Origin of the sequence: Mesorhizobium sp. RCC_202, assembly GCF_041355295.1 — a bacterium.
In the GTDB taxonomy this organism is placed as follows: Bacteria; Pseudomonadota; Alphaproteobacteria; order Rhizobiales; family Rhizobiaceae; genus Mesorhizobium.
Genome location: NZ_JBFUPO010000002.1, coordinates 159,719 through 179,967, shown reverse-complemented (window position 1 = coordinate 179,967; position 20,249 = coordinate 159,719). Strand labels below are relative to the sequence as shown.

At 63.3% G+C, this 20,249-nt stretch carries 15 protein-coding genes, 1 tRNA gene and 1 pseudogene; 10 read left to right on the top strand and 7 right to left on the bottom strand.

The genetic code is table 11. From position 1 onward, the window contains the following. Positions 1-58: 58 nt before the first annotated feature. The 3 genes from AB6802_RS05070 to AB6802_RS05060 all read left to right on the top strand — a co-directional run bounded on the left by AB6802_RS05070 (position 59) and on the right by AB6802_RS05060 (position 2,557). Positions 59-934, top strand: coding sequence for a S1C family serine protease (locus tag AB6802_RS05070; RefSeq protein WP_371008928.1), 876 nt, complete (start codon positions 59-61; stop codon positions 932-934). 8 nt (positions 935-942) lie between these two features. After that, entirely contained in the window at positions 943-1,587 is a 645-nt protein-coding gene (locus tag AB6802_RS05065) for a response regulator transcription factor (RefSeq protein WP_371008927.1), read from the top strand. A gap of 103 nt (positions 1,588-1,690) precedes the next feature. Beyond that, on the top strand, positions 1,691-2,557 hold the full coding sequence (locus AB6802_RS05060) for an SDR family oxidoreductase (RefSeq protein WP_371008926.1): 867 nt from the start codon (positions 1,691-1,693) through the stop codon (positions 2,555-2,557). A gap of 16 nt (positions 2,558-2,573) precedes the next feature. On the opposite strand, the gene AB6802_RS05055 is transcribed toward AB6802_RS05060, so the two are convergent. Both AB6802_RS05055 and AB6802_RS05050 read right to left on the bottom strand, forming a co-directional pair. Further along, entirely contained in the window at positions 2,574-3,089 is a 516-nt protein-coding gene (locus AB6802_RS05055; RefSeq protein ID WP_371008925.1) for a TIGR00645 family protein, read from the bottom strand. 308 nt (positions 3,090-3,397) lie between these two features. Next, the gene (locus AB6802_RS05050) at positions 3,398-5,770 is read right to left on the bottom strand and encodes an OmpA family protein (RefSeq protein ID WP_371008924.1); all 2,373 of its coding nucleotides are present in this window, start codon (positions 5,768-5,770) and stop codon (positions 3,398-3,400) included. A 197-nt stretch (positions 5,771-5,967) separates the two neighbouring features. Between AB6802_RS05050 and AB6802_RS05045 the strand changes: the two genes are divergently transcribed. Beyond that, entirely contained in the window at positions 5,968-6,414 is a 447-nt protein-coding gene (locus AB6802_RS05045; RefSeq protein WP_371008923.1) for a YcgN family cysteine cluster protein, read from the top strand. A 248-nt stretch (positions 6,415-6,662) separates the two neighbouring features. Further along, positions 6,663-7,034, top strand: coding sequence for a hypothetical protein (locus tag AB6802_RS05040; RefSeq protein WP_371008922.1), 372 nt, complete (start codon positions 6,663-6,665; stop codon positions 7,032-7,034). A gap of 136 nt (positions 7,035-7,170) precedes the next feature. On the opposite strand, the gene AB6802_RS05035 is transcribed toward AB6802_RS05040, so the two are convergent. Beyond that, on the bottom strand, positions 7,171-7,881 hold the full coding sequence (locus AB6802_RS05035; RefSeq protein ID WP_371008921.1) for an SIMPL domain-containing protein: 711 nt from the start codon (positions 7,879-7,881) through the stop codon (positions 7,171-7,173). Positions 7,882-8,098: 217 nt separating this feature from the next. On the opposite strand from AB6802_RS05035, the gene AB6802_RS05030 reads away from it, so the two are divergent. Next, a tRNA-Ile gene (locus AB6802_RS05030) sits at positions 8,099-8,174 on the top strand. A gap of 191 nt (positions 8,175-8,365) precedes the next feature. Here the strand turns inward: AB6802_RS05030 and AB6802_RS05025 are convergent. The 4 genes and pseudogenes from AB6802_RS05025 to AB6802_RS05010 form a co-directional block, all read right to left on the bottom strand. Continuing rightward, positions 8,366-8,806 (bottom strand): annotated as a pseudogene (locus AB6802_RS05025) (tyrosine-type recombinase/integrase); the annotation flags it as partial. 564 nt (positions 8,807-9,370) lie between these two features. Next, positions 9,371-9,619 carry a hypothetical protein gene (locus tag AB6802_RS05020; protein WP_371009314.1) on the bottom strand — a complete coding sequence of 83 codons (249 nt, stop codon included), beginning with the start codon at positions 9,617-9,619 and terminating at the stop codon, positions 9,371-9,373. Between the two features lie 199 nt (positions 9,620-9,818). Beyond that, a complete protein-coding gene (locus AB6802_RS05015) occupies positions 9,819-10,082 on the bottom strand; it encodes a hypothetical protein (RefSeq protein ID WP_371008920.1) in 264 nt (87 codons plus the stop codon). Positions 10,083-10,095: 13 nt separating this feature from the next. Next, complete coding sequence (locus tag AB6802_RS05010; RefSeq protein WP_371008919.1) at positions 10,096-10,686, bottom strand: hypothetical protein; 591 nt, start codon at positions 10,684-10,686, stop codon at positions 10,096-10,098. A 424-nt stretch (positions 10,687-11,110) separates the two neighbouring features. Here AB6802_RS05010 and AB6802_RS05005 point away from each other — a divergent pair, with 424 nt between their 5' ends. The 4 genes from AB6802_RS05005 (at position 11,111) to AB6802_RS04990 (ending at position 20,042) form a co-directional block, all read left to right on the top strand. After that, positions 11,111-12,073 carry an ArdC family protein gene (locus tag AB6802_RS05005; protein WP_371008918.1) on the top strand — a complete coding sequence of 321 codons (963 nt, stop codon included), beginning with the start codon at positions 11,111-11,113 and terminating at the stop codon, positions 12,071-12,073. A 339-nt stretch (positions 12,074-12,412) separates the two neighbouring features. Continuing rightward, complete coding sequence (locus tag AB6802_RS05000) at positions 12,413-14,506, top strand: ParB N-terminal domain-containing protein (protein WP_371008917.1); 2,094 nt, start codon at positions 12,413-12,415, stop codon at positions 14,504-14,506. A 161-nt stretch (positions 14,507-14,667) separates the two neighbouring features. After that, entirely contained in the window at positions 14,668-18,984 is a 4,317-nt protein-coding gene (locus tag AB6802_RS04995; protein ID WP_371008916.1) for a strawberry notch-like NTP hydrolase domain-containing protein, read from the top strand. Continuing rightward, entirely contained in the window at positions 18,984-20,042 is a 1,059-nt protein-coding gene (locus tag AB6802_RS04990) for a toprim domain-containing protein (RefSeq protein WP_371008915.1), read from the top strand. The genes AB6802_RS04995 and AB6802_RS04990 overlap by 1 nt, the downstream gene beginning before the upstream one ends. Positions 20,043-20,249: the final 207 nt, after the last annotated feature.

The window sequence follows — 20,249 nt, the reverse complement described above, 5'->3', positions numbered from 1 at the left end:
TACCGGCAGCGACGCCATGGAGCGATATCTGGGTGACCGAACCCAGGAGACATTTGATATGAGCAACTTCAATCTCAGCGCCTTTTCCGATGCCATTGCCGATGTCGCGGCGGCAGCCGCTCCGGCGGTGGCGAGCTTTGCGACGCACCATCATCGCACCGCCAGCGCCTTTCACTGGCGCGACGGCTACTTCGTCACCGCCGAGGAGGCGGTCGAGGCCGGTGAAGAGATCGAGCTGACGCTGGCTTCCGGCGAGACGGTCAAGGCCGAGCTCGTCGGCCGCGATCCTTCGACGGGCGTTGCCCTTTTGAAACCCGCTTCGGCGCCGGTAGGTCCGTCGCAACTGGCCCAGGCCGGCGCGGTGCGGCCCGGCAATCTGGCGATCGCCGCGGGCAACAGCGAAGGTACGGCACTCGCCGTGTTCGGCACCATCGGCGAAGTGGGACCGGCCTGGCGTTCGATGCGCGGCGGCACCATCGATCGTCGTATCAACCTTGCCATCGCTACCGGCGGGCGCTTCGAGGGCGGTCCGGTGCTCGACGCCAAGGGTGGGCTGATCGGCATGCTGTTGTTCGGACCACGCCGGCGGGCGCTGGTCATGCCCTATGAGACGATCGAGCGGGCGGTGGCGACACTGCGCGAGAAGGGCCATGTCGCGCGCGGCTATCTCGGCGCCGGACTGCACCCGATCCGCAATGGCGACACCCATGGCGCCATGGTGATGAGCCTTGACGACAACGGCCCTGCCAAAGCCGCCGGCCTGCATGTCGGCGATATTATCGTGGCCTGGAACGGCGAGGCCGTGCGCGGCCCGCGCGAGCTGATCCGCAAGCTTGGACCCGACAGCGCCGGCGCGACCGTGACGCTCGGTGTTTCGAGCGGCGGCGCTGAGCGCGACGTCCCGATCACCATCGGCGAAAAGCCGCTGAGCTGAGAGGGCCGATGGCGAATACGGCAGCACGGACACTAGTGAGACCGGAGCCGGTGACCCACCGGCTGACGGTGCTCGTCGCGCTGAGCGATGCCCGGCGCGCCGAGCAACTGGCCGATCAGCTCGCGACGAGCGACGACCTGCTGCCAATCATGGCGGGAAGCGGCGACGGCCAGAGCGCGGATGTCGCCGTGATCGATGAGGCGGCACTCGAAGGCGGGATCGCCGGCCCGTCGACGCCGATTGTGCTGCTTTCACGGCGTGCCGGCGGCGAGGCCGTCGCGGCAAACGTGCTTGCCGTTTTGCCTGCTTCCGCCGACGGCCAACTGATCGCCGCGGCGGTACGCCTGGCGGCATCAGGCTACCGCGTCAGCAGGGCAGGGCCTTCGGCGGTCGCGCATGGCGATTTCCATGGCGAGATCGCCGACGAAGACGCGCCGGACGACACGCCTGTCCGACCCGCTCTGTCGCCACGCGAAGCGGAAGTGCTGGCGCTGCTCGCCGAGGGGGCGCCGAACAAGGTGATCGCCCGGCGGCTCAACATCTCGGTGCACACGGCAAAATTCCATGTCGCCGCGATCCTGATCAAGCTCGGCGCCTCCAACCGCACCGACGCCATCGCGATTGCCATGCGGCAGGGCCTGGTGCTCGTGTAGCCCGCCTGCACGACGTTGCGTCATCTCGGTCTGACGCCTTCGGCCCTTGCGCCGTGCCTGCGAGCCGCGCAAGTTGCCTCCCAATTGAAGAGGGAGGCGAGAGATGTCGCTCAAGGGAAAGACGCTGTTCATTTCGGGCGGATCGCGCGGCATCGGGCTCGCGATCGCACTGCGCGCAGCGCGCGACGGCGCCAATGTAACCATCGCGGCCAAGACCGCCGAGCCGCATCCGAAACTGCCGGGCACCATCTACACGGCGGCACAGGAGATCGAGCAGGCCGGCGGCAAGGCGCTGCCCGTGCTGTGCGACATCCGCGAAGAGACGCAGGTCGCCGATGCGGTGGCCAAGACCGTCGAGCGTTTCGGCGGCATCGATATCTGCGTCAACAACGCCAGCGCCATCCAGCTTACCGGCACGCTGGAGACCGACATGAAGCGCTACGATCTGATGCATCAGATCAACACGCGCGGCACCTTCCTGGTTTCCAAAATGTGCATCCCGCACCTGAAGTTGGCCAGCAATCCTCACATCCTGAATCTGGCGCCGCCGCTCGACATGAAGGCCAAATGGTTCAAGAACCATGTCGCCTACACCATGGCCAAGTTCGGCATGTCGATGTGCACGCTTGGCATGAGCGCGGAGTTCGCCAAGGATGGCATCGCCGTCAATTCGCTGTGGCCGATCTCGACCATCGACACCGCCGCGGTGCGCAATCTGCTCGGCGGCGCGACGGTTGCCGCGATGAGCCGCTCGCCAGACATCATGGCGGATGCCGCGCATGCGATCTTCCTGCGTTCCTCGCGCGAGGCGACGGGCAATTTCTACATCGACGAGGAGGTGCTGCGGGCCGAAGGCGTGACCGATTTCTCGATCTATGCGCCGGGCGCGACCGGGCCGTTGGCCGGCGACTTCTTCGTTCCGGACGAGGTATTCGCCAGGACCGACACAAACATCAGGAACATCTACTGACGTTCGCGAGAGGCACCTATTCCTCAGCCTTCTTGCCCTTGGCCAGCGCCATCACCCGGTCGATATAGGCGAGCATGAAGGCCGAGACGACGAAGGCGATGTGGATGATCGTCAGCCACATCAATTGCTCGGTCGTGTAGGAAACGGAGTTGAGGAACACCTGCAAAAGGTGGATCGAGGAGATGGCGACGATGGTCGAGGCGACCTTGACCTTGAGCGAGCCGACATCGATGGTGCCCAGCCAGTGGACCTCGCCATCCTGGTCATCAAAGCGGCTGACGAAGTTCTCGTAGCCCGAAATGATCACCATCACCACCAGCGAAGCGACGAGGGCGGCGTCGATCAGGCCCAGCATCTTCAGGATCGTGTCGGTGTCGCCGAGCGTGAAGGCGCTGGTCACGAACTCATAGAGCTTCTTGCCGAAGGACAGCGCGTAGATCGCCAGCGCCACGCCGAGTCCGAGATAGAAGACGACCAGCAGCCAGCGCGAGGCGAGGATGATGGATTCAATGGCGAGTTCGAGACGCTTCATAAAGGCTTCCGGTGGTTTCGCTCCAGCATGCGGTCCGTAATCGGCCAGATGGGCCTAGTTTTCAAGACAAAAAACCCCGCCGGAGAGGGACCGGCGGGGCTCAGTGTGTCCCGCTGGAGTCGGGACAGGGCAGGGAACGCCCTGCACAGAATCTGGGTGTCGCAATGCGGCGATTCAATGAGCAGGCCCTAATCGACAGGACAAATCTTCTTGAGCCAGGAAAGAAAAGGCCCGTCCGGAACGGGACGGGCCTTCATCTCTCGCGCTGATTCCGGAAATCCGATTAGGTTTTTGAAATCAAACGCTCATTACTGCTGGCTGTTGCTCGCCACCGGCGCCACCAGCGAGGTGATGCGACGGATGGCGACGCGCCGGTTTTCACGGTTCGGAGCCTGTGTGTTCACTTTCAGATACTCCTCGCCATAGCCTTGTGTGGTGAGGTTCTCGGCCGGGATGCCGAAGGCATTGGTGAGTGCTTCGGCAACCGATTCCGCGCGGCGGTCCGACAGAGCCAGATTTGCATCTGGCGTGCCTACCGCGTCGGTGTGACCTTCGATCAGGAAGGTCTCCGCCGGGTTCTTCTTGAGCAGCTTTTCCATGGCGTTGGCGACGCCGTCAAGCTTCTGCACTTCGGTGTCGGAAATCGTCGCCGAGCCGAAGTCGAAGTTCAACGTGTCGAGATCGATGCGGCGGGCAATGTCGCGCACGCGGGCCGAGCGCTTGACCTCGTCGATCGAATAGAGGCGCTGCACCTTTTCCACCGGCGGCTGCTCGAGGAAATTGTAGTAATCGTCGTCGCTCTCCACGTCCTCGGAATCAAGGATGTAGTCACGCCGCGGGATCGTCAGCCGCATCGGCGGCAGGTCGTCGCCGGGATCACGCCAATCGCCGTCATCCCGATCCTGTCGTTCGTCGACATAGCTGAGGATATACTCGCGGCCATCCGGCATGACGCGCGAGCGCTGGATGACGTCGCCATAGCGGTTGCGGATGGTGACGACGCGAACGCCATTGCCGCGTTCGACCGTTTCGCGCGAGCGGCCGCCCGACAGGTCCTCGTAGTAGACATCCTTGGCGCCGCGGGTGAGGCGAGGCGCCTCGTTGCTCTCCACGAAGGTCTGGTTGTTGAACTGGATGATGACGCGGTCGCCGAACTGCTTCAGCACGTCAGCGCCCTTTGGCCGCCGGCGATCGCGTGCAAAATCTTCGGGCGTGCGGTCGACCCGCTTGCCCTTCTCCTCGTCCACGGGGACGATCTTCTCACGCTTGATCGCCTGCTGCGCCGACTGGTCGTCGGTCGGCGGCGGGCCCTGATCGACCGGGGCCGGTTTCTGCGCCTGCTGTCCACCTTGTCCAGCCTGATTGCCATTCTGGCCATTGCCGGCCTGGCCATTGTCGTTCTGGCCGCCGCCGTTCTGGCCGCCATTGTTGTTGCGGCCGCCACGATGCTTGCGATCGGCATCTTTCTGGCTGTCGAGGAGGGGCGCCTCGTTCGGGTTTGCGGTCTCGCCCTGCGCGGCATCGCCGCCCTTCGCCGGCTGGTTGTTGTTGGCGGGCTGATTGCCGTTGGCTGGTTGCTCGCCAGTGGCGGGTTGCTGCTCGCCGGTAGCGGGCTGTTGGCCGGTCTTTGTCGGTTCGCCGGCTTTGGGTTGTACGCCGGTTGCCGGCTGCTCACCATTTGCCGGCTGCTCGGCAGTGGTCGGCTTCTTGCCGCGCTTCTTCTTGTCCTGGGGTTGCTCGCCCTGGACCGGTTGCTCGCCATTCTGCAGCGGCTCGGCCTGAGGTACCGGTTCGCCTGCCGGTGCTGTTTTCTGCGCCGGTTCAGTCGCCGGCGTCTGCCCGGCAGGTTGCTGCTCGCCCTGCTGGTTCTGGCGATGCTTCTTCTTGCCCTGATTGGTTCCTTGCCCGTTGTCATTGGCAGGAGCGGTCTGCTCGGTCGGCGTGGCCTCGCCGGCGGGCGCGCCTTCCGTCTGCTGCTGCTGATCGTGCTTGCGCTTCTTGCGACCCTGATTGCCTTGCTGCTGGTCGCCGCCAGCGGGCGCGAGCTGCTCGGCAGGCTGCTGCTGGTCGGCGGGTGCTGCTTCGATCTGCTGGTTGCGCTTTTTCTTGCGCGGCTGCTGTTCGTCGGTCGCAGGCTGCCCGCCACCTTGATCGGCCGGCGCGGCCTCTATTTGCTGCTGTTGTTCCTGTTTGTGCTTCTTACGCCCCTGGCCGCCCTGCTGCTGGTCGTCATTGGCGGGTGCAGCCTCACCGGCAGGTGCTGCCTCGATCTGCTGCTCGCGCTTCTTCTTGCGCGGCTGCGGTTCCTCGGTCGCAGGCGCCGCACCCTGGTCGGAGGCGGGCGCCTCGGTCTGCTCAACTTGCCGCTTCTTGCGCGGCTTTTGCTCGGGCTCGGCTGGGGCAGCCTGCTCCGCCGCCGGAGCGGATTGCGTCTCCTGCTGCTGTTCGCGCTTCTTCTTGCGCGGCTGCTCGGCTTCGCCCTGACCTGCCCCCTGTTGACCTGCTTGGGCGCATTCCTCCGCCGACTGGCCTTCGGCGCACTTTGCCTGAGCCAGGATCAGCGGCGCGCCATGCGAGGTCCCGAAAGCAGCACTCCCCTGCAGCGGGTACGCGCCCAACGGCGCGGATGCCATAAGCAGGCCGATTGCCGTGCCCGCCAGAATCCGAGGTTGGCGTTTCATATGCAATTCTCCTTGTGGGGTCCCATCCCTGCCCAAACTTTCATCAACCGCAATTGGTTCCGTTGCAAGGCATTGACGCCAGCCAAGGATGCCCGGCCGGCCTTTTGAAGGCGATTTGGTGTTTTTCTAATGTTGATACCGGGTCACTGTGACAGCAATGCTTGACCAGGACGCGCCGCGGGGCCAAATCCAGGGGTATGACCGCGCCCTTCTGGAAAACCAAGACGCTTGAGGCGATGACCCCGGCCGAGTGGGAGTCGCTTTGCGATGGCTGTGGCAAATGCTGCCTGTCGAAACTCGAGGACGAGGATACGGGCGAGATCTACTGGACAAGCGTCGGCTGCCGGCTGTTCGACGCCGACAATTGCCGTTGCTCCGACTATGCCAATCGCCTGGCGCGTGTACCCGATTGCGTCGGGCTGACGCCGCAGAATGTGCGCACCATCACCTGGCTGCCGAAGACCTGCGCCTACCGGCTGGTTGCCGAGGGCCACGATCTCTATTGGTGGCACAGGCTGGTTTCGGGAAGCGCGCAGACCGTGCACGAGGCCGGAATTTCGATGCAAGGCCGCGTGAAGGCCAAGGAAACCGATCTCGCCGAGCCAGACGACTATTTTGACTATATACTCGATGACGAACCCTAAAAGGTTCGGATTTTGATACCGAATCGTGGCTCGCCGGCATTTTAACAACGAGGCCGTCTGGGAAGCGTCAGCGTGTTTGGCGCGTTAGACAGCCGAAGCTTTACAGCGAATGGGCGAGGGGAGTTTCCATTTCCCTGCCAGATGAACCGGACATGAACGGGCGGTTCGCGAATAGTTCAGATAGGAAAGAGCATTTTCCAAACCATCGGTTCGAAGGGCGAGAGCCCGCAACAAGGAGAAAGAAGACGATGTTGAACACGATCAAGACGGCAGCCCTTTCGGCTCTTGTCGGGCTTGGCACGCTCACCGCCATTCCGGCGCATGCGGACAGCCTCTATCTCGGCTTTGGCGACAGGCATGATCCGCGCTTCGGCGTCTACACCGGCGACGACGACGGCTATCGCCGTGACTGGCGTCGCGACCGTGACCGTGACCGTGATCGCGACTGGCGCGGTTGCTCGCCGGACCGCGCTCTCGACAAGGCCGAGCGCATGGGCCTGCATCGCGCCCGCATCGTCGATATCAGCCGCCGCACCGTGAAGGTGGCTGGCCGCCAGGATGGCGACCGCGTCGTGGTGGTGTTCGCCAACGAGCGCGGCTGCCCGATCATCTATCGCTGAGCTCGATCGGTGGGAGGGGGATGATCCTCTCCAAGGATCGCCTGGAGCTCCTTCAAGCAATTGAAGCGTGTGGCTCGAAAAAACCCCGGAGGAATCGATCCTCCGGGGTTTTGTTGTAAACCGGCTGGGCTGAGGGTTACTTCAGCTCGAACATGACGGTGACCTGGACATTGTAGGAATTTTCGCCCGCCTGGACCGGCACCGCCGCGCGGGCGCCGTCGAACGCCTTGGCGCTCATCGGCATTGGCGCCGGCGAAATGTTCTGATCGGTGATTTCGAGCACCTTGCCTAGGCTGACGCCGGCGGCCTCGGCGAGCGTCTTGGCCTTGGCGATGGCGTCGGCCACCGCCTTCTTGCGCGCCTCGGTGATCGTCGCCTTCGGATCGTCATTGGTGAAGGCGATGCCGCCACCCTGGTTGACACCCAGCGACACCGCCTTGTCGAGGATGTCGCCGGTTTTGTCGACATTGCGCACGCGCACCGACAGCGTATTCGTCACCTGATAGGCGACGAGCTCGGCTTCCTGGCTGCCGTCGGCCTTGTTGGTGTAGTTGTAGCGCGGATTGATCTGGATGCCGGCGGTCTGCAGGTCCTTGTCGGCAATGCCGGCCGCCTTCATCGCCGCGATCACCGCTGCCATGGCGTCATTGTTGGCGTCGAGCGCCGCGCGCGCGGTCTTTGCCTCGCGCATGACGCTGAGCGACAGGATCGCCATGTCCGGCGCCACAGTCGCTTCGCCTTCGCCCGAGACGATGATGCGGGGCGGGGTTTGTGTGTCGGCAGCGCTTGCAAGCGCCGGAAACGCGACCGCGGCAGCGAGCACGATGGGCAAAAGATGTCTGGTCATGAAAACTCCTCGATGTCTGCGATCCGGCACCCTTGCCGTCTGCCTCGACCTGAAAAACGTCGTTCGCCGGCAGCACGGCGCGAGAGCCGGACCTGTTTCAGCGCCTTATGGGCGCAGGCCGCTCTACGGTGCGAATATGGGCTGATTTTGGCATTTGCCGCCAGCGCTTTCGAAAGTCTTGTGCAGCGAAGCGAAAAACACTAAGCCAGCCCGCGTGGGGCCTGTAGCTCAATGGTTAGAGCCGGCGGCTCATAACCGCTTGGTTGGGGGTTCGAGTCCCTCCGGGCCCACCATTATCGTTATTTATCAATGTGTTATAGGGTGGTTCGCCACGAGGTTCGCCAACAGGTTCGCCAAGCATCGGCTTGCGCGTGACCAGCCGCACGACTCGATCCATCCCTTGGACCGCCAGCCGTACCTGCGATGCCTCGCGCGAATAGAGCTCCGCATGATCGATATCGTCGTGACCGAGGACGTCCATCATCTGCCTGGTGGAGGCCTCGGCCTCCGCCAGATAAACACCGAGCGATTTCCTTAAACCATGCAGGGTAAGGCCCTTCGGAAGACCGGCAAGCTTGCACCAATGCGCCATCATTCCAGTCAAGGACTTGGCGGAGAAGGGCTCCCCATAGGCGTTGACCAAGACGGTCTCGCCGCGCCTGTCAGCCGCATCCAGGATCTCGGACAGCATCGGCGTGATCGGCACGAAAAGCCGTTTGCCGCCGGTTCGTCCCTTGTTCTTGGCCTGGACGATATCAAACCCGTCGAAGTGACGCTCGACGCCATCGATGAAGACACGGCGGGTGACCCTCTGGTCCCAGCGCAGGCCCGCGACGTCGCCGCGGCGGTTGCCCAGCCAAAGCGCCAAACCATAGCAAGTGCGTGCTGCGGTGCCCAAGTGCCAACGGTTTTCAAATTGCGCCATCGCCTCGCGCGACCATGCTTTCCAGCCGGCATAGGCGGGCCGCCACTCGACCGCCGCGGTGGGGTCGATATCAATCCAATCTTGCCGCAGCGCGACATAGACCAGCTTGCGTATGCCCACCAGCAGGTGCTTGGCCTTATGGGGGGTGGCGATGAAGCGCCCAAGAAGCTCTTCAATATGGATACGTCTAAGGTTCTTGACCGGTACGTCGCGCCACATCAGTGGGTGATCTGGAACCACCCGCAGTTCTAGAAATTCTTCAATCAGCCGCTTGTTCTTGCGCTTGCTGGCTTCGTCAAGCGCCAACCACTTGACCGAGATCTTCAACCGTTGAAAGGCCGCTCCAAATGTGCCTGGCAGGGCGGCTCCAGGTATTTGGACGACGGGAGCCTTGGGGACTTTCCGGCCTTCGACCGCTGCCTGGTACGCTTCCTTGAATCCCGGCTGATTGGGAGCAGGCAGACTGACCAAACGCTCCTTCGTCCGATAGCGCCAGCGTAGTTTTCCGTGGCGATCGGTGTAGGAGGACAGGCCGGGATATTTGTCGGTCATGGCAGAATGAATCTATTCCCTGCGGTGATTCCCTTGCAACAGGAAGTCGACGATATTCTCATCATCGTCTCCAGGTAGTTCGCCGAACGCCGCTTCGAGTTTAAGGCGATCCCAAATCACGCGGCCGTCAACTTTCTTCGGCTTCGGCATGCGGCGGTCAGCAACCATCTGGTCGAATTTGGTTATGCCCACGCCAACATATCGGGCCGCTTCTTCGCGTGAGAGACCCCGAGGAGGATAGGAAAGAGTGTCGCTTTTCATGATCTCGCTGTTGGCATGCGCCCGTGCTTGTGCGTGGGCTTCCATTCGGAGATCAAGATCTGGATTGTATCAGCCGGCGCCGGAAGGGATCCGATCAAACTGTGCGTTGAATTGCGGTCAGGGCGTATAAATAGGATGGTTGGCTGATCGGAATGTGTGGGTCGAAAAGGAGTGCTGCAAGTGTCCGCACAAGTGCTGCTCACTCCATGTCCGGCACGTCGCCATTCACAAATAAGGTTTTTGGCGGGCCATAGTCTCCAAGCGCCGGATCGGCATCCCGGCTCCAAGCAATGACGCCTACGTGCTTTCCAGCAAGTGCTTTTGCAGTCCGAATAGCCCGCTCTTCGCTTTGCTGGTCAGTCGGGCCGTACATTGGAAACAGCTCCCCATCGTCGCCCCGATCAAACGCAACGACAACAATGAGCTTAGGGTTTTTCTGTTTCGGTAGGACGGGGGTCGACATTGAACGGCCTTTCTCAATTGAGGGGCGCAGATCCGACTTCAAGCGCATCGATCGCATCGAGCACTGCAAGGCGCTTCGGCTCAATTGGTTCATTCGGCTCGAAGCCGGCGAGCGCCAGCGACGAATAGGCGATCGTCACTGCATCGACGAGCTCTCTTGCCTTCGAACCGTCCGCCATCTCGGCAGTAGCGGCCAGCGCCAATAGGAAGGGACGATTGTCATGGAATTCCTGTTGACCGTCTTCTTCCGCAACGATGAAGCGCATTCGCGCTAGCGCCGTGGCGCGATCGGCAAGCTGCGTTTCTGGATCATGGATCAACCCTAGACCATTGACGCCGTATCTCTTTTCGTCCGGCCAACCTTCACAGCAAGCCTCGATTGCCGCGTTGTCGGCGGCCCACCATGCCTCGGCGGCGACATAAACTTCTTCAGTCGGCTCCTGATCAGGCGGGAATCCGGCATCATCCCAACCTTCGACTGTAAAAGAGCCTTCGGCGGCTCTTTCGGCAGTGATGCCGATGCGCCCGAGCACAGCCCGCGCGGCTGCCAATCCACGCTGCTTTTCTTCAGGAGTGGCGCCCCTGGCATCCATCAAAATATCCATTACCGGCTTCCCTGTGGCTGCCACACCAACAGTGAACAAAAAGAGAACAAAAAGTCAAGCCACCCCTGGCCCTAATGCGTTTCGGTCGATCGCTATCCACCCCGGGGTGATGCATGCGGAGCCAACTTCATATGGCGCCCTTCGCCGGGGGCGGTCGGTCCCGCATCCCGCCTGGCGGCGGCGCTATGCTGATGCTCCTTCGGCCGCCCTGTTGAACCGGTCTCAGGGCCACGAACCTGCTCCAGCACCGAACTGACTTGGTCGCAATGACGGACATTTCAGTGCCTCCGCCTTGTACGCCCTTTTGTCACATTGGTCGGGAGAGCAGGGGCTCTCCCGACGGAGAGTCAGAGGCGGGGCGGGTTTTTCGCGACGGGTTGAAAGCGGAAGGAGAGGCCTTCGGCGCCCGTCGCGGAGAACCGCGATGTCTGTCCGGACCAATCAAACCCATGCCACGGCCAACCGGTCGAACCTCTACGACGAGATCACCGGCAAGATTATTGCCGAGCTGGAAGCGGGTCGTTTTCCTTGGGTTCAGCCATGGGGGACCTCCGCGACAAAAGCGTCGCTTTCCTTGCCGAAGAACGCCAGCACGCAGCGCACGTACAGCGGGATCAACGTGCTTATCCTCTGGGGCGCCGTCGTCCAACACGGTTTTCCAACGCAGAGTTGGATAACCTATCGACAGGCTTTCGCGCTCGGCGGGAACGTCCGCAGAGGCGAGCACGGGACAACGGTCGTCTATGCCGATCGTTTTGTCCCGGATCACGAGAAGAAGCGCGCTCGCGAGACGGGCGAGGATGCTCAGGCCATCCCGTTCCTCAAGCGCTTCGCCGTTTTCAACATCGAGCAATGTGAAGGGCTACCTGACGAAGTCGCAGCTTCGGCTCCGGCGCCGATCGCAAGCCCGATCGAACCGCGGGTCGAGGCGCTGATCAAGGCCACCGGTATCGACTTCCGTATTGGCGGCGACAGAGCGTTCTATGTGCCTGCCCACGATTATATACAGGTACCTCCGCCCCAAGCTTACTTCGAGCCGATCAATTGGCACAGGACAGCGTTGCATGAGCTCGGACATGCCACTGGTCACAGTTCACGCCTGGATCGCAAATTCTCCGGCTCTACCGCCCGCAGAAAATATGCGTTCGAGGAACTCGTGGCAGAGATCAACGCGGCCTTCTGCTGCGCAGCCTTGGGCATCGTGCCCACGGTTCGGCATGCGGACTATATCGGCTCATGGCTAGAGGTTCTGCGGGAGGACAATCGGGCCATCGTTCGTGCCGCCAGCCACGCCAGCAAGGCGGCGGAGTGGCTTCTTGGCCACCTGCCGGACGCGGTCGGAGCATCGATCGACTTGGGCGCAGCCAACGATAGAAGGGCAGCATAACCTTCGTTTACCGAACCAGCGCAAGCGCGGTCCCGTCGACCACGGACCGGCTGCCTTGAATTCACAGGGTTCGCCTCGGGATTGCACGCGGCGGCCCTGCCGATCGGCATAGGTATCAAGCGCTGCCGCGTTTCATCGATCGCCTCTCACCATCGGTTCATGCGGAACCCCCGAGTTCACGGCCACAAACCTTCCCAAGCGTGCGCGCCGTGCCGGCTCGGCTGTCGAACAACGGCGTGCCGGATCGTGCTGGCAGGAGAGGGAGAGGGTTGGAGGGATTTCGTGACGGGTTCAAGGCCGAGAGAGAGGCTCTCGGCGGCCCGTCGTGGAGAAACCTCGATGGCCAACGCCGTTCAGAAGATCACCCTGTCGCCTTCGCGCGACATTCCTTTCAACAAGCTCGTGCTCGCCCAGACCAATGTCAGACGTATCAAGGCCGGCGTCTCAATAGAGGAACTCGCGGCCTCGATCGCCCGGCGCGGTCTGATCCAAGGCATTCATGTTCGTCCCGTGCTCGATGCCGACGGCGCGGAGACCGGAATGTTCGAGATCCCCGCTGGAGGGCGCCGCTACCGCGCACTCGAGATGCTTGTGAAACAGAAACGGTTTGCCAAGACCGCATCTGTTCCCTGTGTCGTGGGCAATCCGTCTGCGCCAATCCTCGCCGAAGAGATCTCGCTGGCCGAAAACGTCGAACACGCACCGCTCCATCCCTTGGACCAATTTCGTGCGTTCAAGGATATGCTCGACAAAGGCATGTCGGAGGAGGAGATCGCAGCCGCGTTCTTCATCTCGACCAGCTTGGTGAAGCAGCGTCTCAAGCTCACCGTAGTGTCGCCGGCGCTTCTTGACATTTACGCCGATGACGGCATGACGATCGCCCAACTCGAAGCATTCTCCGTCAGCAACGACCACGCCCGACAGGAGCAGGTCTGGGAGGCGATCAAGAACAGTTGGTCTAAAGAGCCATACCAGATCCGGCGCGTGCTGACCGAGAACACAGTGCGCGCCTCCGACAAGCGGGCCGTGTTCATCGGTCTGGAGCACTATGAGGCGGCAGGCGGCGAAGTGCTGCGCGATCTGTTCCAGTCGGACGATGGCGGGTGGCTGCAGGACGTCCCGCTGCTTGAACGGCTGGTCACCGAGAAGCTGCAGATGATGGCCGACGAAATCGCCAATGAGGGCTGGAAGTGGATCGAGGTCGCGGTGAGCTTTCCCTATGGTGCGACAAACGGTTTGCGCGAGCTCGGGAGCACACCGATCGACCTCGCCAGCGACGAGCAGGCCACGCTCGATGCGCTGCGTGACGAGTTCGACAAGCTTCAGGCGCAGTACGAGGAGGCCGACGAGCTGCCGGATGAGGTCGACCAGCGGTTTGGCGAGATCGAAACCGCGATCAAATCGCTCGAGGCGCGCCCCGTTCGCTTCGATCCTGCGGAAATCGTGCGTGCGGGTGTCTTCGTCAGCATCGATACGGACGGAGCGCTTCTCGTGGAGCGCGGCTATGTGAAGCCGGAGGATGAGGCGCCCTTGGCGCCCGAGGGCGACAACGATTCCGGCATCGACGGATCCGGCGTTTCGGCCACAGGCTCTAATCAGCGGGCCGTCATCACGATCGGTGGCCAGCCGGTCGGCCCGGACGATGATGAGGAGGATGGCATCAAGCCGTTGCCGGATCGGCTGATCATGGAACTGACCGCGGATCGCACGCTGGCTCTGCGTGACAAGATCGCAAACGATCCGGCAACCGCTTTTCTGGCCGTGCTTCACAAATTCGTCCGTGACGCTTTCTCTCGCTACAGCGCGCAAGGCGTGGCGATGGAAGTCTTTGTCCGTGGCACGGTCTTTCCGGTCCAGTTCGAAGGGCTTCGAGATACGATTTATGCGCGCTCGATCCAGGCCCGCCACGAGGCCTGGGAAAAGCGTCTTCCAACGGACGTCGCCGACCTATGGGGCGCGCTCTCTGCACTGACGGGTACCGAGCAAACTGAGCTGTTCGCCCATTGCGCATCCCTCGGCGTCAACGCCCTTTACGAAAGGGCCGATCGCTACGGTAACGGCGCCATCTCAACGCACGGCGTCCAGCAGCGCCTTGCGGATGCCGATCGCCTTGCTCGGGCGGTCGGGCTCGACATGATCGCCGCCGGATGGCGCCCCACTGTCGGCAACTATCTCGGCCGCGTCACCAAGGCGCGTATCCTCGAAGCCGTTCGCGAGGGTGCTGGCGAGCGCGCCTCCCAGCTCATTGACCACCTCAAAAAGGGCGACATGGCCAAGGAGGCCGAACGCCTGCTGGCCGATAGTGGCTGGCTGCCCGAGCCTCTGCGGCTTGCCGCTGGCGACGAAGATGAAGCTCTGCCCGAATTCCTGGCAGGTGGCGACGACGTCGCATTGGTTGGCCAGGACGAAAAGCAGCTAGACGCCGCCGAATAGGCCGTCTTCCTCCCGCGCCTATCGCCCGGCTCTCGCAAGAGTGCCGGGCGTTTTTGCGTCCTGTGATGAGAGTGAGTGTCCAGGCCGGGACGGGTTGAGCCCGTCCGGTCAGAGAGAGCGCCGACGGGCTTTTCCCGGTCTCGCTCCCCAGAGGATCTCCAATGAACTTCTTGTCTCCCGCAATAACCGGCGGTTCGGTCCCTTCCGCCACGCCTGTCGATCAAGCCGCAGCCGTCTACGCGGCAGCCCTGCGTCTGCTCCCCCACCTCGAATGCGGCCGGCGCGTCGATGCCATCGTCCTTCGAAGCGCGATGGAGGCCTCGTTCGGAGCCTCCGACACGAGTGGCGCCTGGAACTGGGCAATGGCCTATGACGCCTGCGAGGCCGCCACCGTCCTGTTCCTGCGCAAATACGGCAGGTCGCTTCTGCGCAAGGCCGGCTCCATGGCGTGCGCCTTGCCGCTCTTGAGCCGGATTGCGGACCTTCTGCCGACGCATACCCGCCGCTCCGAGGAAACTCAGGCGCTGCAGCAATTCTCGACACCTGTCCCGCTGGGCCTCGCAGCCGTCTCCGCAGCGGCCATAACGGCGTTCGACCGAGTCCTTGAACCTTCCGCCGGTACCGGGCTGCTTGCCATCCTCGCCGAGATCGCGGGCGGCTCGCTTGTCCTGAACGAGCTTGCAGAGACCCGTGCGGGTCTCCTGTCCAATCTCTTCCCGGCCCTTGCAGTCACGCGGTTCGACGCGGCTCAGATCGATGATCATCTCGATCCCGCCAGCTTGCCGACCGTCGTGCTGATGAATCCCCCATTCTCGGTCCTCGCCAATGTGGGTGGTCGCGTCGCGGATGCGGCCTATCGCCATGTCGCCTCAGCCCTTGCCCGACTTGCCGACGGCGGTCGCCTGGTCACCATCACCGGTGCGAGTTTCGGGCCGGAGGTGCCGGCTTGGCGCGATGCATTCGTGCGCCTCCAGGAGCATGGTCATGTCGTTTTCACCGCCACGATCAGTGGCGCCGTCTACGCCAAGCATGGAACGACGATCTCGACCCGACTAACGGTCTTCGACAAGGGGCCTGCTGGCGACACGTCCCTCATCCCGAATGCGCTCGGCATTGCGCCGGATGTCTCCACCTTGCTCGGTTGGGTCGAGGAACACATTCCGGCGCGGCTTCCGGTCGCCGAAGCGGGCAGGGTGGTTCCCGCCATTGCCGCGGCCCAGACGGCCCGCAGTTATCTCTCCCGCACTGTCGCAGGCTCAGTTGACCGGCAGCTGTCCCAGCCGGTCGGCGTTGAACTGTCGTACGAGACGGTCGATTGGACTCCCGAAGAAGGAACACGGCTGACCGACGCGATCTACGAGGACTATGGATTGCAGACGATCCGTATTCCCGGCTCACAGGCGCACCCGACCAGGCTGGTTCAGTCCGCAGCGATGGCGTCGGTCGCGCCGCCAAAGCCCACCTATCGACCGACCCTGCCCGAAGATATCCTGACGTCGCTCTCCGACGCTCAGCTCGAAACGGTGATCTTGGCCGGCGAGGCCCATTGCGGGTTTCTCGCCGGCTCGTGGTCAGTCGACGACACGCTCGATCTTGTCACCGCCGCACCAGATGACGCGCCGGCAGCCGTGCGCTTCCGGCGTGGCTTCTTCATCGGCGACGGAACCGGCGTCGGCAAGGGCCGGCAGTCGGCGAGCATCGTGCTCGACAACTGGCTGCAAGACCGGCGCAAGGCCGTATGGATTTCGAAATCTGACAAGCTGCTTGAGGACGCGCAACGCGACTGGGCCGCGCTCGGCATGGAGCGTCTGCTGATCACGCCGCTGTCACGCTTCCCGCAGGGGCGCACCATCACGCTTCCAGAAGGCATCCTGTTTACGACCTATGCCACGCTGCGCTCCGACGACCGTGGCGAGAAGGTTTCGCGCGTCAGGCAGCTCGTCGAATGGTTGGGCCCGGATTTCGACGGAGTGCTCATATTCGACGAGGCGCACGCCATGCAGAATGCCGGCGGCGGCAAGGGAGAGCGTGGCGATGTCGCGCCCTCGCAGCAAGGGCGCGCCGGCTTGCGCCTGCAACATGCTCTGCCCGGCGCCCGTGTCGTCTATGTCTCTGCCACCGGCGCGACCACCGTCGCCAATCTTGCCTACGCCCAGAGGCTTGGCCTCTGGGGCGGCGAGGACTTCCCGTTCTCGACCCGCGCGGAGTTCGTCGAGGCGATCGAGGCGGGTGGCGTGGCGGCGATGGAGGTGCTCGCCCGGGACCTTCGTGCACTTGGCCTTTATACGGCACGCTCGCTCTCCTTCGACGGCGTCGAATATGAACTGGTCGAGCATGAACTGACGCCTGAGCAGCGGCGGATCTACGATGCCTATGCCGGCGCTTTCGCCGTCATTCACAACCATCTCGACGCGGCCATGCGGGCCGCCAACATCACCGGCGACGGCGGCACGTTGAACCGCCAGGCCAAGTCCGCCGCGCGCTCGGCCTTCGAAAGCGCCAAGCAGCGCTTCTTCGGTCACCTGCTGACGTCGATGAAGACGCCGACGCTGATCCGGTCGATCGACCAGGATCTCCAGTCGGGGCATTCGACCGTGATTCAGATCGTCTCCACCGGCGAGGCGCTGATGGAACGCAGGCTGGCGGAGGTGCCGACGCAGGAATGGAACGATGTGCGCGTCGACATCACGCCGCGCGAATATGTGCTCGATTACCTCGAGCATTCCTTTCCAGTTCAACTCTACGAACCCTTTACGGATTCGGAAGGGAACCTGTCGTCGAGACCAGTGTTTCGCGACGGCCAACCCGTTGAGAGCCGCGAGGCGGTCGCGCGCCGCACGGCCCTGATCGAGAAGCTGGCGAGCTTGCCACCGGTCCCTGGCGCGCTCGATCAGATCGTCCAGCGCTTCGGCACCGAGATGGTCGCGGAGGTGACGGGCCGGTCGCGACGCATCGTCAGGAAGGGCGAACGCCTGATAGTCGAGGGCCGCGCAGCCTCGGCCAATCTCGCCGAGACGCAGGCCTTCATGGATGACGTCAAGCGCATCCTGGTGTTCAGCGATGCCGGCGGGACAGGCCGCAGCTACCATGCGGAACTTTCGGCGCGGAACACACGCCTGCGCGTCCACTATCTTCTCGAGCCTGGCTGGAAGGCAGATACCGCCATCCAGGGCCTTGGCCGCACGCATCGGACAAATCAGGCGCAGCCGCCGCTGTTCCGGCCGATCGCCACCAATGTGAAAGCCGAGAAACGCTTCCTTTCCACGATTGCCCGGCGTCTCGATACGCTGGGCGCCATTACGCGAGGCCAGCGCCAGACCGGCGGCCAGGGCCTGTTCCGGCCAGAGGACAATCTGGAATCCCACTATGCGCGCGATGCGCTGCGGCAACTCTATCTGCTGATCGTCCGCGGCAAGGTCGAGGGCTGCTCACTCAAGCGGTTGGAGCAGACCACGGGGCTGACGCTGACAGACGAGAACGGCATCAAGGACGAGTTGCCGCCGATCACCACTTTCCTCAATCGACTGCTGGCGCTCACCATCGACCTGCAGGACATCCTGTTCGCGGCTTTCGAGCAGTTGCTCACCGCCAAGATGGAAGGCGCCATCGCGGCTGGGGTGTATGACCTTGGGCTCGAAACGCTGCGAGCGGAGAGCTTTGTCATCACCGATCGGCGGGCGATCTACACCCATCCGGGCACCGGCGCCGAAACGCAGCTCCTCACCATCGATCAGCGCCAGCGCAACCGACCCGTGCCGGTCGAGGAAGCTGTCGCCCATCTCGACGACCAGTGCGCCATACTGCTGGTCAACGAACGCTCGGGGCGTGCTGCCGTCCAGGTCCCCGCGCCATCGTCCATGCTAGATGATGGCGAAATCGAGCGGCGGGTCAGGCTGATCCGGCCGATGGAACAACACCATGCCTCCCTGCGCATGATGGAGGAGAGCCATTGGCAGCAGGCTGATCGCGAGGCCTTCATCGCAGCCTGGTGTGCCGAGGTCGCGGGCGTCCCGGCATTCTCGGACTCGACCCTCCACATTGTCGCGGGGCTGCTGCTGCCGATCTGGAAGCGACTTCCAAACGAATCGAGCCGGGTCTATCGGCTCCAAACCGACCAGGGGGAGCGCATCATCGGACGCAGGGTTTCGGCCGCATGGGCCGCCGGCGCGCTCGCAACCTGTGTCAGCACGATCACAGCATCGGATGCCTTCAACGCCCTTGCGGATGGACGGACGATGCTCGACCTCGACGAGGGACTTCATCTGCGCCGCGTCCGCGTCATGGGCGCCAATCGCATCGAGCTGTCGGGCTTCAGAGATGCCATGCGCGAGCGGCTAACGGCCTACGGACTTTTCCACGAGATCATCTCCTGGAAGCTGCGCATGTTCGTGCCCGCGGACGCCAGCGGACCTGCGGTGCTCGCCAAGGTCATCGAGCGTCATCCGATACAGCGCATCAGCGAGAGGGAGGCCACCTGATGCCGCCTCGCGATGCATCCGAAATGGCAAGCCGTCTCGCCCAACGGGCGGAAGCGGTCTGCCGCCGCTATCTTTCCAATGGACGCCGTGAGGGCCACTACTGGCTGGTTGGCGACGCCCGCAATGCGCCGGGGCGCTCGATGTTTGTCCGTCTCAAGGGACCGGATTGCGGCAAGGGCGCCGCCGGGAAATGGACCGACGCCGCCACCGGGGAGCATGGCGACCTCCTGGACGTCATTCGGGAATCGCTTGGCCTTGTCGATTTCAAGGACGTCTGCGACGAGGCGCGTCGCTTTCTGTCGATGCCCCTGACGACGAACGAACCAAAGGACCGGCGGGAGCAAGCCGTTCCCGCTGCCGGCGGCTCCCCCGAAGCGGCGCGGCGGCTGGTCTCCATGTCGCAGCCGATATCAGGAACGCTTGTGGAGACGTATCTGCGCGGACGCGCGATTACAGCCTTGCATGAGACCGGGAGCCTTCGGTTTCATCCGCGCTGCTATTACCGTCCAGAGAGCGGCCCGACCGAAACATGGCCGGCAATGATCGCGACGGTCACCGACCTCAAAGGCAAGCTCACCGGCGCCCACCGCACCTGGCTCGATCCGGGCGGATTCAGCGAGGCCCATCTCGGCCGCGCTCCGGTCGACACACCGAGACGAGCCATGGGCGAACTGCTCGGTCACGCTGTCCGCTTCGGCTGCTGCCGTGATGTCATGGCCGCCGGCGAAGGCATCGAGACCATGCTGTCGCAACGCACTGTCCTGCCCGCTATGCCGGCACTCGCGGCGCTGTCGGCGGCGCATCTGTCCGCAATCCTGTTCCCTGACACATTGCGTCGGCTCTACATCGCCCGCGACAATGATCCGGCAGGCGACGCAGCAGTGGCAACCCTCATTGAACGCACCAGCGCGGCCGGTATCGAGGCGATGGTTTTGACGCCGAAACTTGGCGATTTCAACGAGGATCTGCGTCTGCTCGGCGCCGATGCGCTGAGGGGAATCCTGCGGGCTCAGATCGCGCCGCAGGATGTCGAACGCTTCATGAAGCTGGCGGCCTGACCGGAAAGGGGAAGATGGGGGCGCGCCAGCGATGCGTGGCTCGGGTCGCAGGTGAACCTTCGCTGGGGTGAGGGCCGGGCCACGGCCTTCCAGAGGGCGATCGGGCGACGGCCGGCCCGGACAGGCAATGGCTGCGCCCGGCTATTTTCCGGCGGCCCTTGCCACCCCGTGCGGCGAGCCGCGCGGGACCCCGTCTTCGGGCCTTTC

Excerpts from the sequence above, each read along its gene's own strand:
- AB6802_RS05070 (WP_371008928.1), top strand. The coding sequence starts at position 59 with ATGAGCAACTTCAATCTCAGCGCCTTTTCCGATGCCATTGCCGATGTC.
- AB6802_RS05065 (WP_371008927.1), top strand. The coding sequence starts at position 943 with ATGGCGAATACGGCAGCACGGACACTAGTGAGACCGGAGCCGGTGACC.
- AB6802_RS05060 (WP_371008926.1), top strand. The coding sequence starts at position 1,691 with ATGTCGCTCAAGGGAAAGACGCTGTTCATTTCGGGCGGATCGCGCGGC.
- AB6802_RS05055 (WP_371008925.1), bottom strand. The coding sequence starts at position 3,089 with ATGAAGCGTCTCGAACTCGCCATTGAATCCATCATCCTCGCCTCGCGC.
- AB6802_RS05050 (WP_371008924.1), bottom strand. The coding sequence starts at position 5,770 with ATGAAACGCCAACCTCGGATTCTGGCGGGCACGGCAATCGGCCTGCTT.
- AB6802_RS05045 (WP_371008923.1), top strand. The coding sequence starts at position 5,968 with ATGACCGCGCCCTTCTGGAAAACCAAGACGCTTGAGGCGATGACCCCG.
- AB6802_RS05040 (WP_371008922.1), top strand. The coding sequence starts at position 6,663 with ATGTTGAACACGATCAAGACGGCAGCCCTTTCGGCTCTTGTCGGGCTT.
- AB6802_RS05035 (WP_371008921.1), bottom strand. The coding sequence starts at position 7,881 with ATGACCAGACATCTTTTGCCCATCGTGCTCGCTGCCGCGGTCGCGTTT.
- AB6802_RS05020 (WP_371009314.1), bottom strand. The coding sequence starts at position 9,619 with ATGAAAAGCGACACTCTTTCCTATCCTCCTCGGGGTCTCTCACGCGAA.
- AB6802_RS05015 (WP_371008920.1), bottom strand. The coding sequence starts at position 10,082 with ATGTCGACCCCCGTCCTACCGAAACAGAAAAACCCTAAGCTCATTGTT.
- AB6802_RS05010 (WP_371008919.1), bottom strand. The coding sequence starts at position 10,686 with ATGGATATTTTGATGGATGCCAGGGGCGCCACTCCTGAAGAAAAGCAG.
- AB6802_RS05005 (WP_371008918.1), top strand. The coding sequence starts at position 11,111 with ATGTCTGTCCGGACCAATCAAACCCATGCCACGGCCAACCGGTCGAAC.
- AB6802_RS05000 (WP_371008917.1), top strand. The coding sequence starts at position 12,413 with ATGGCCAACGCCGTTCAGAAGATCACCCTGTCGCCTTCGCGCGACATT.
- AB6802_RS04995 (WP_371008916.1), top strand. The coding sequence starts at position 14,668 with ATGAACTTCTTGTCTCCCGCAATAACCGGCGGTTCGGTCCCTTCCGCC.
- AB6802_RS04990 (WP_371008915.1), top strand. The coding sequence starts at position 18,984 with ATGCCGCCTCGCGATGCATCCGAAATGGCAAGCCGTCTCGCCCAACGG.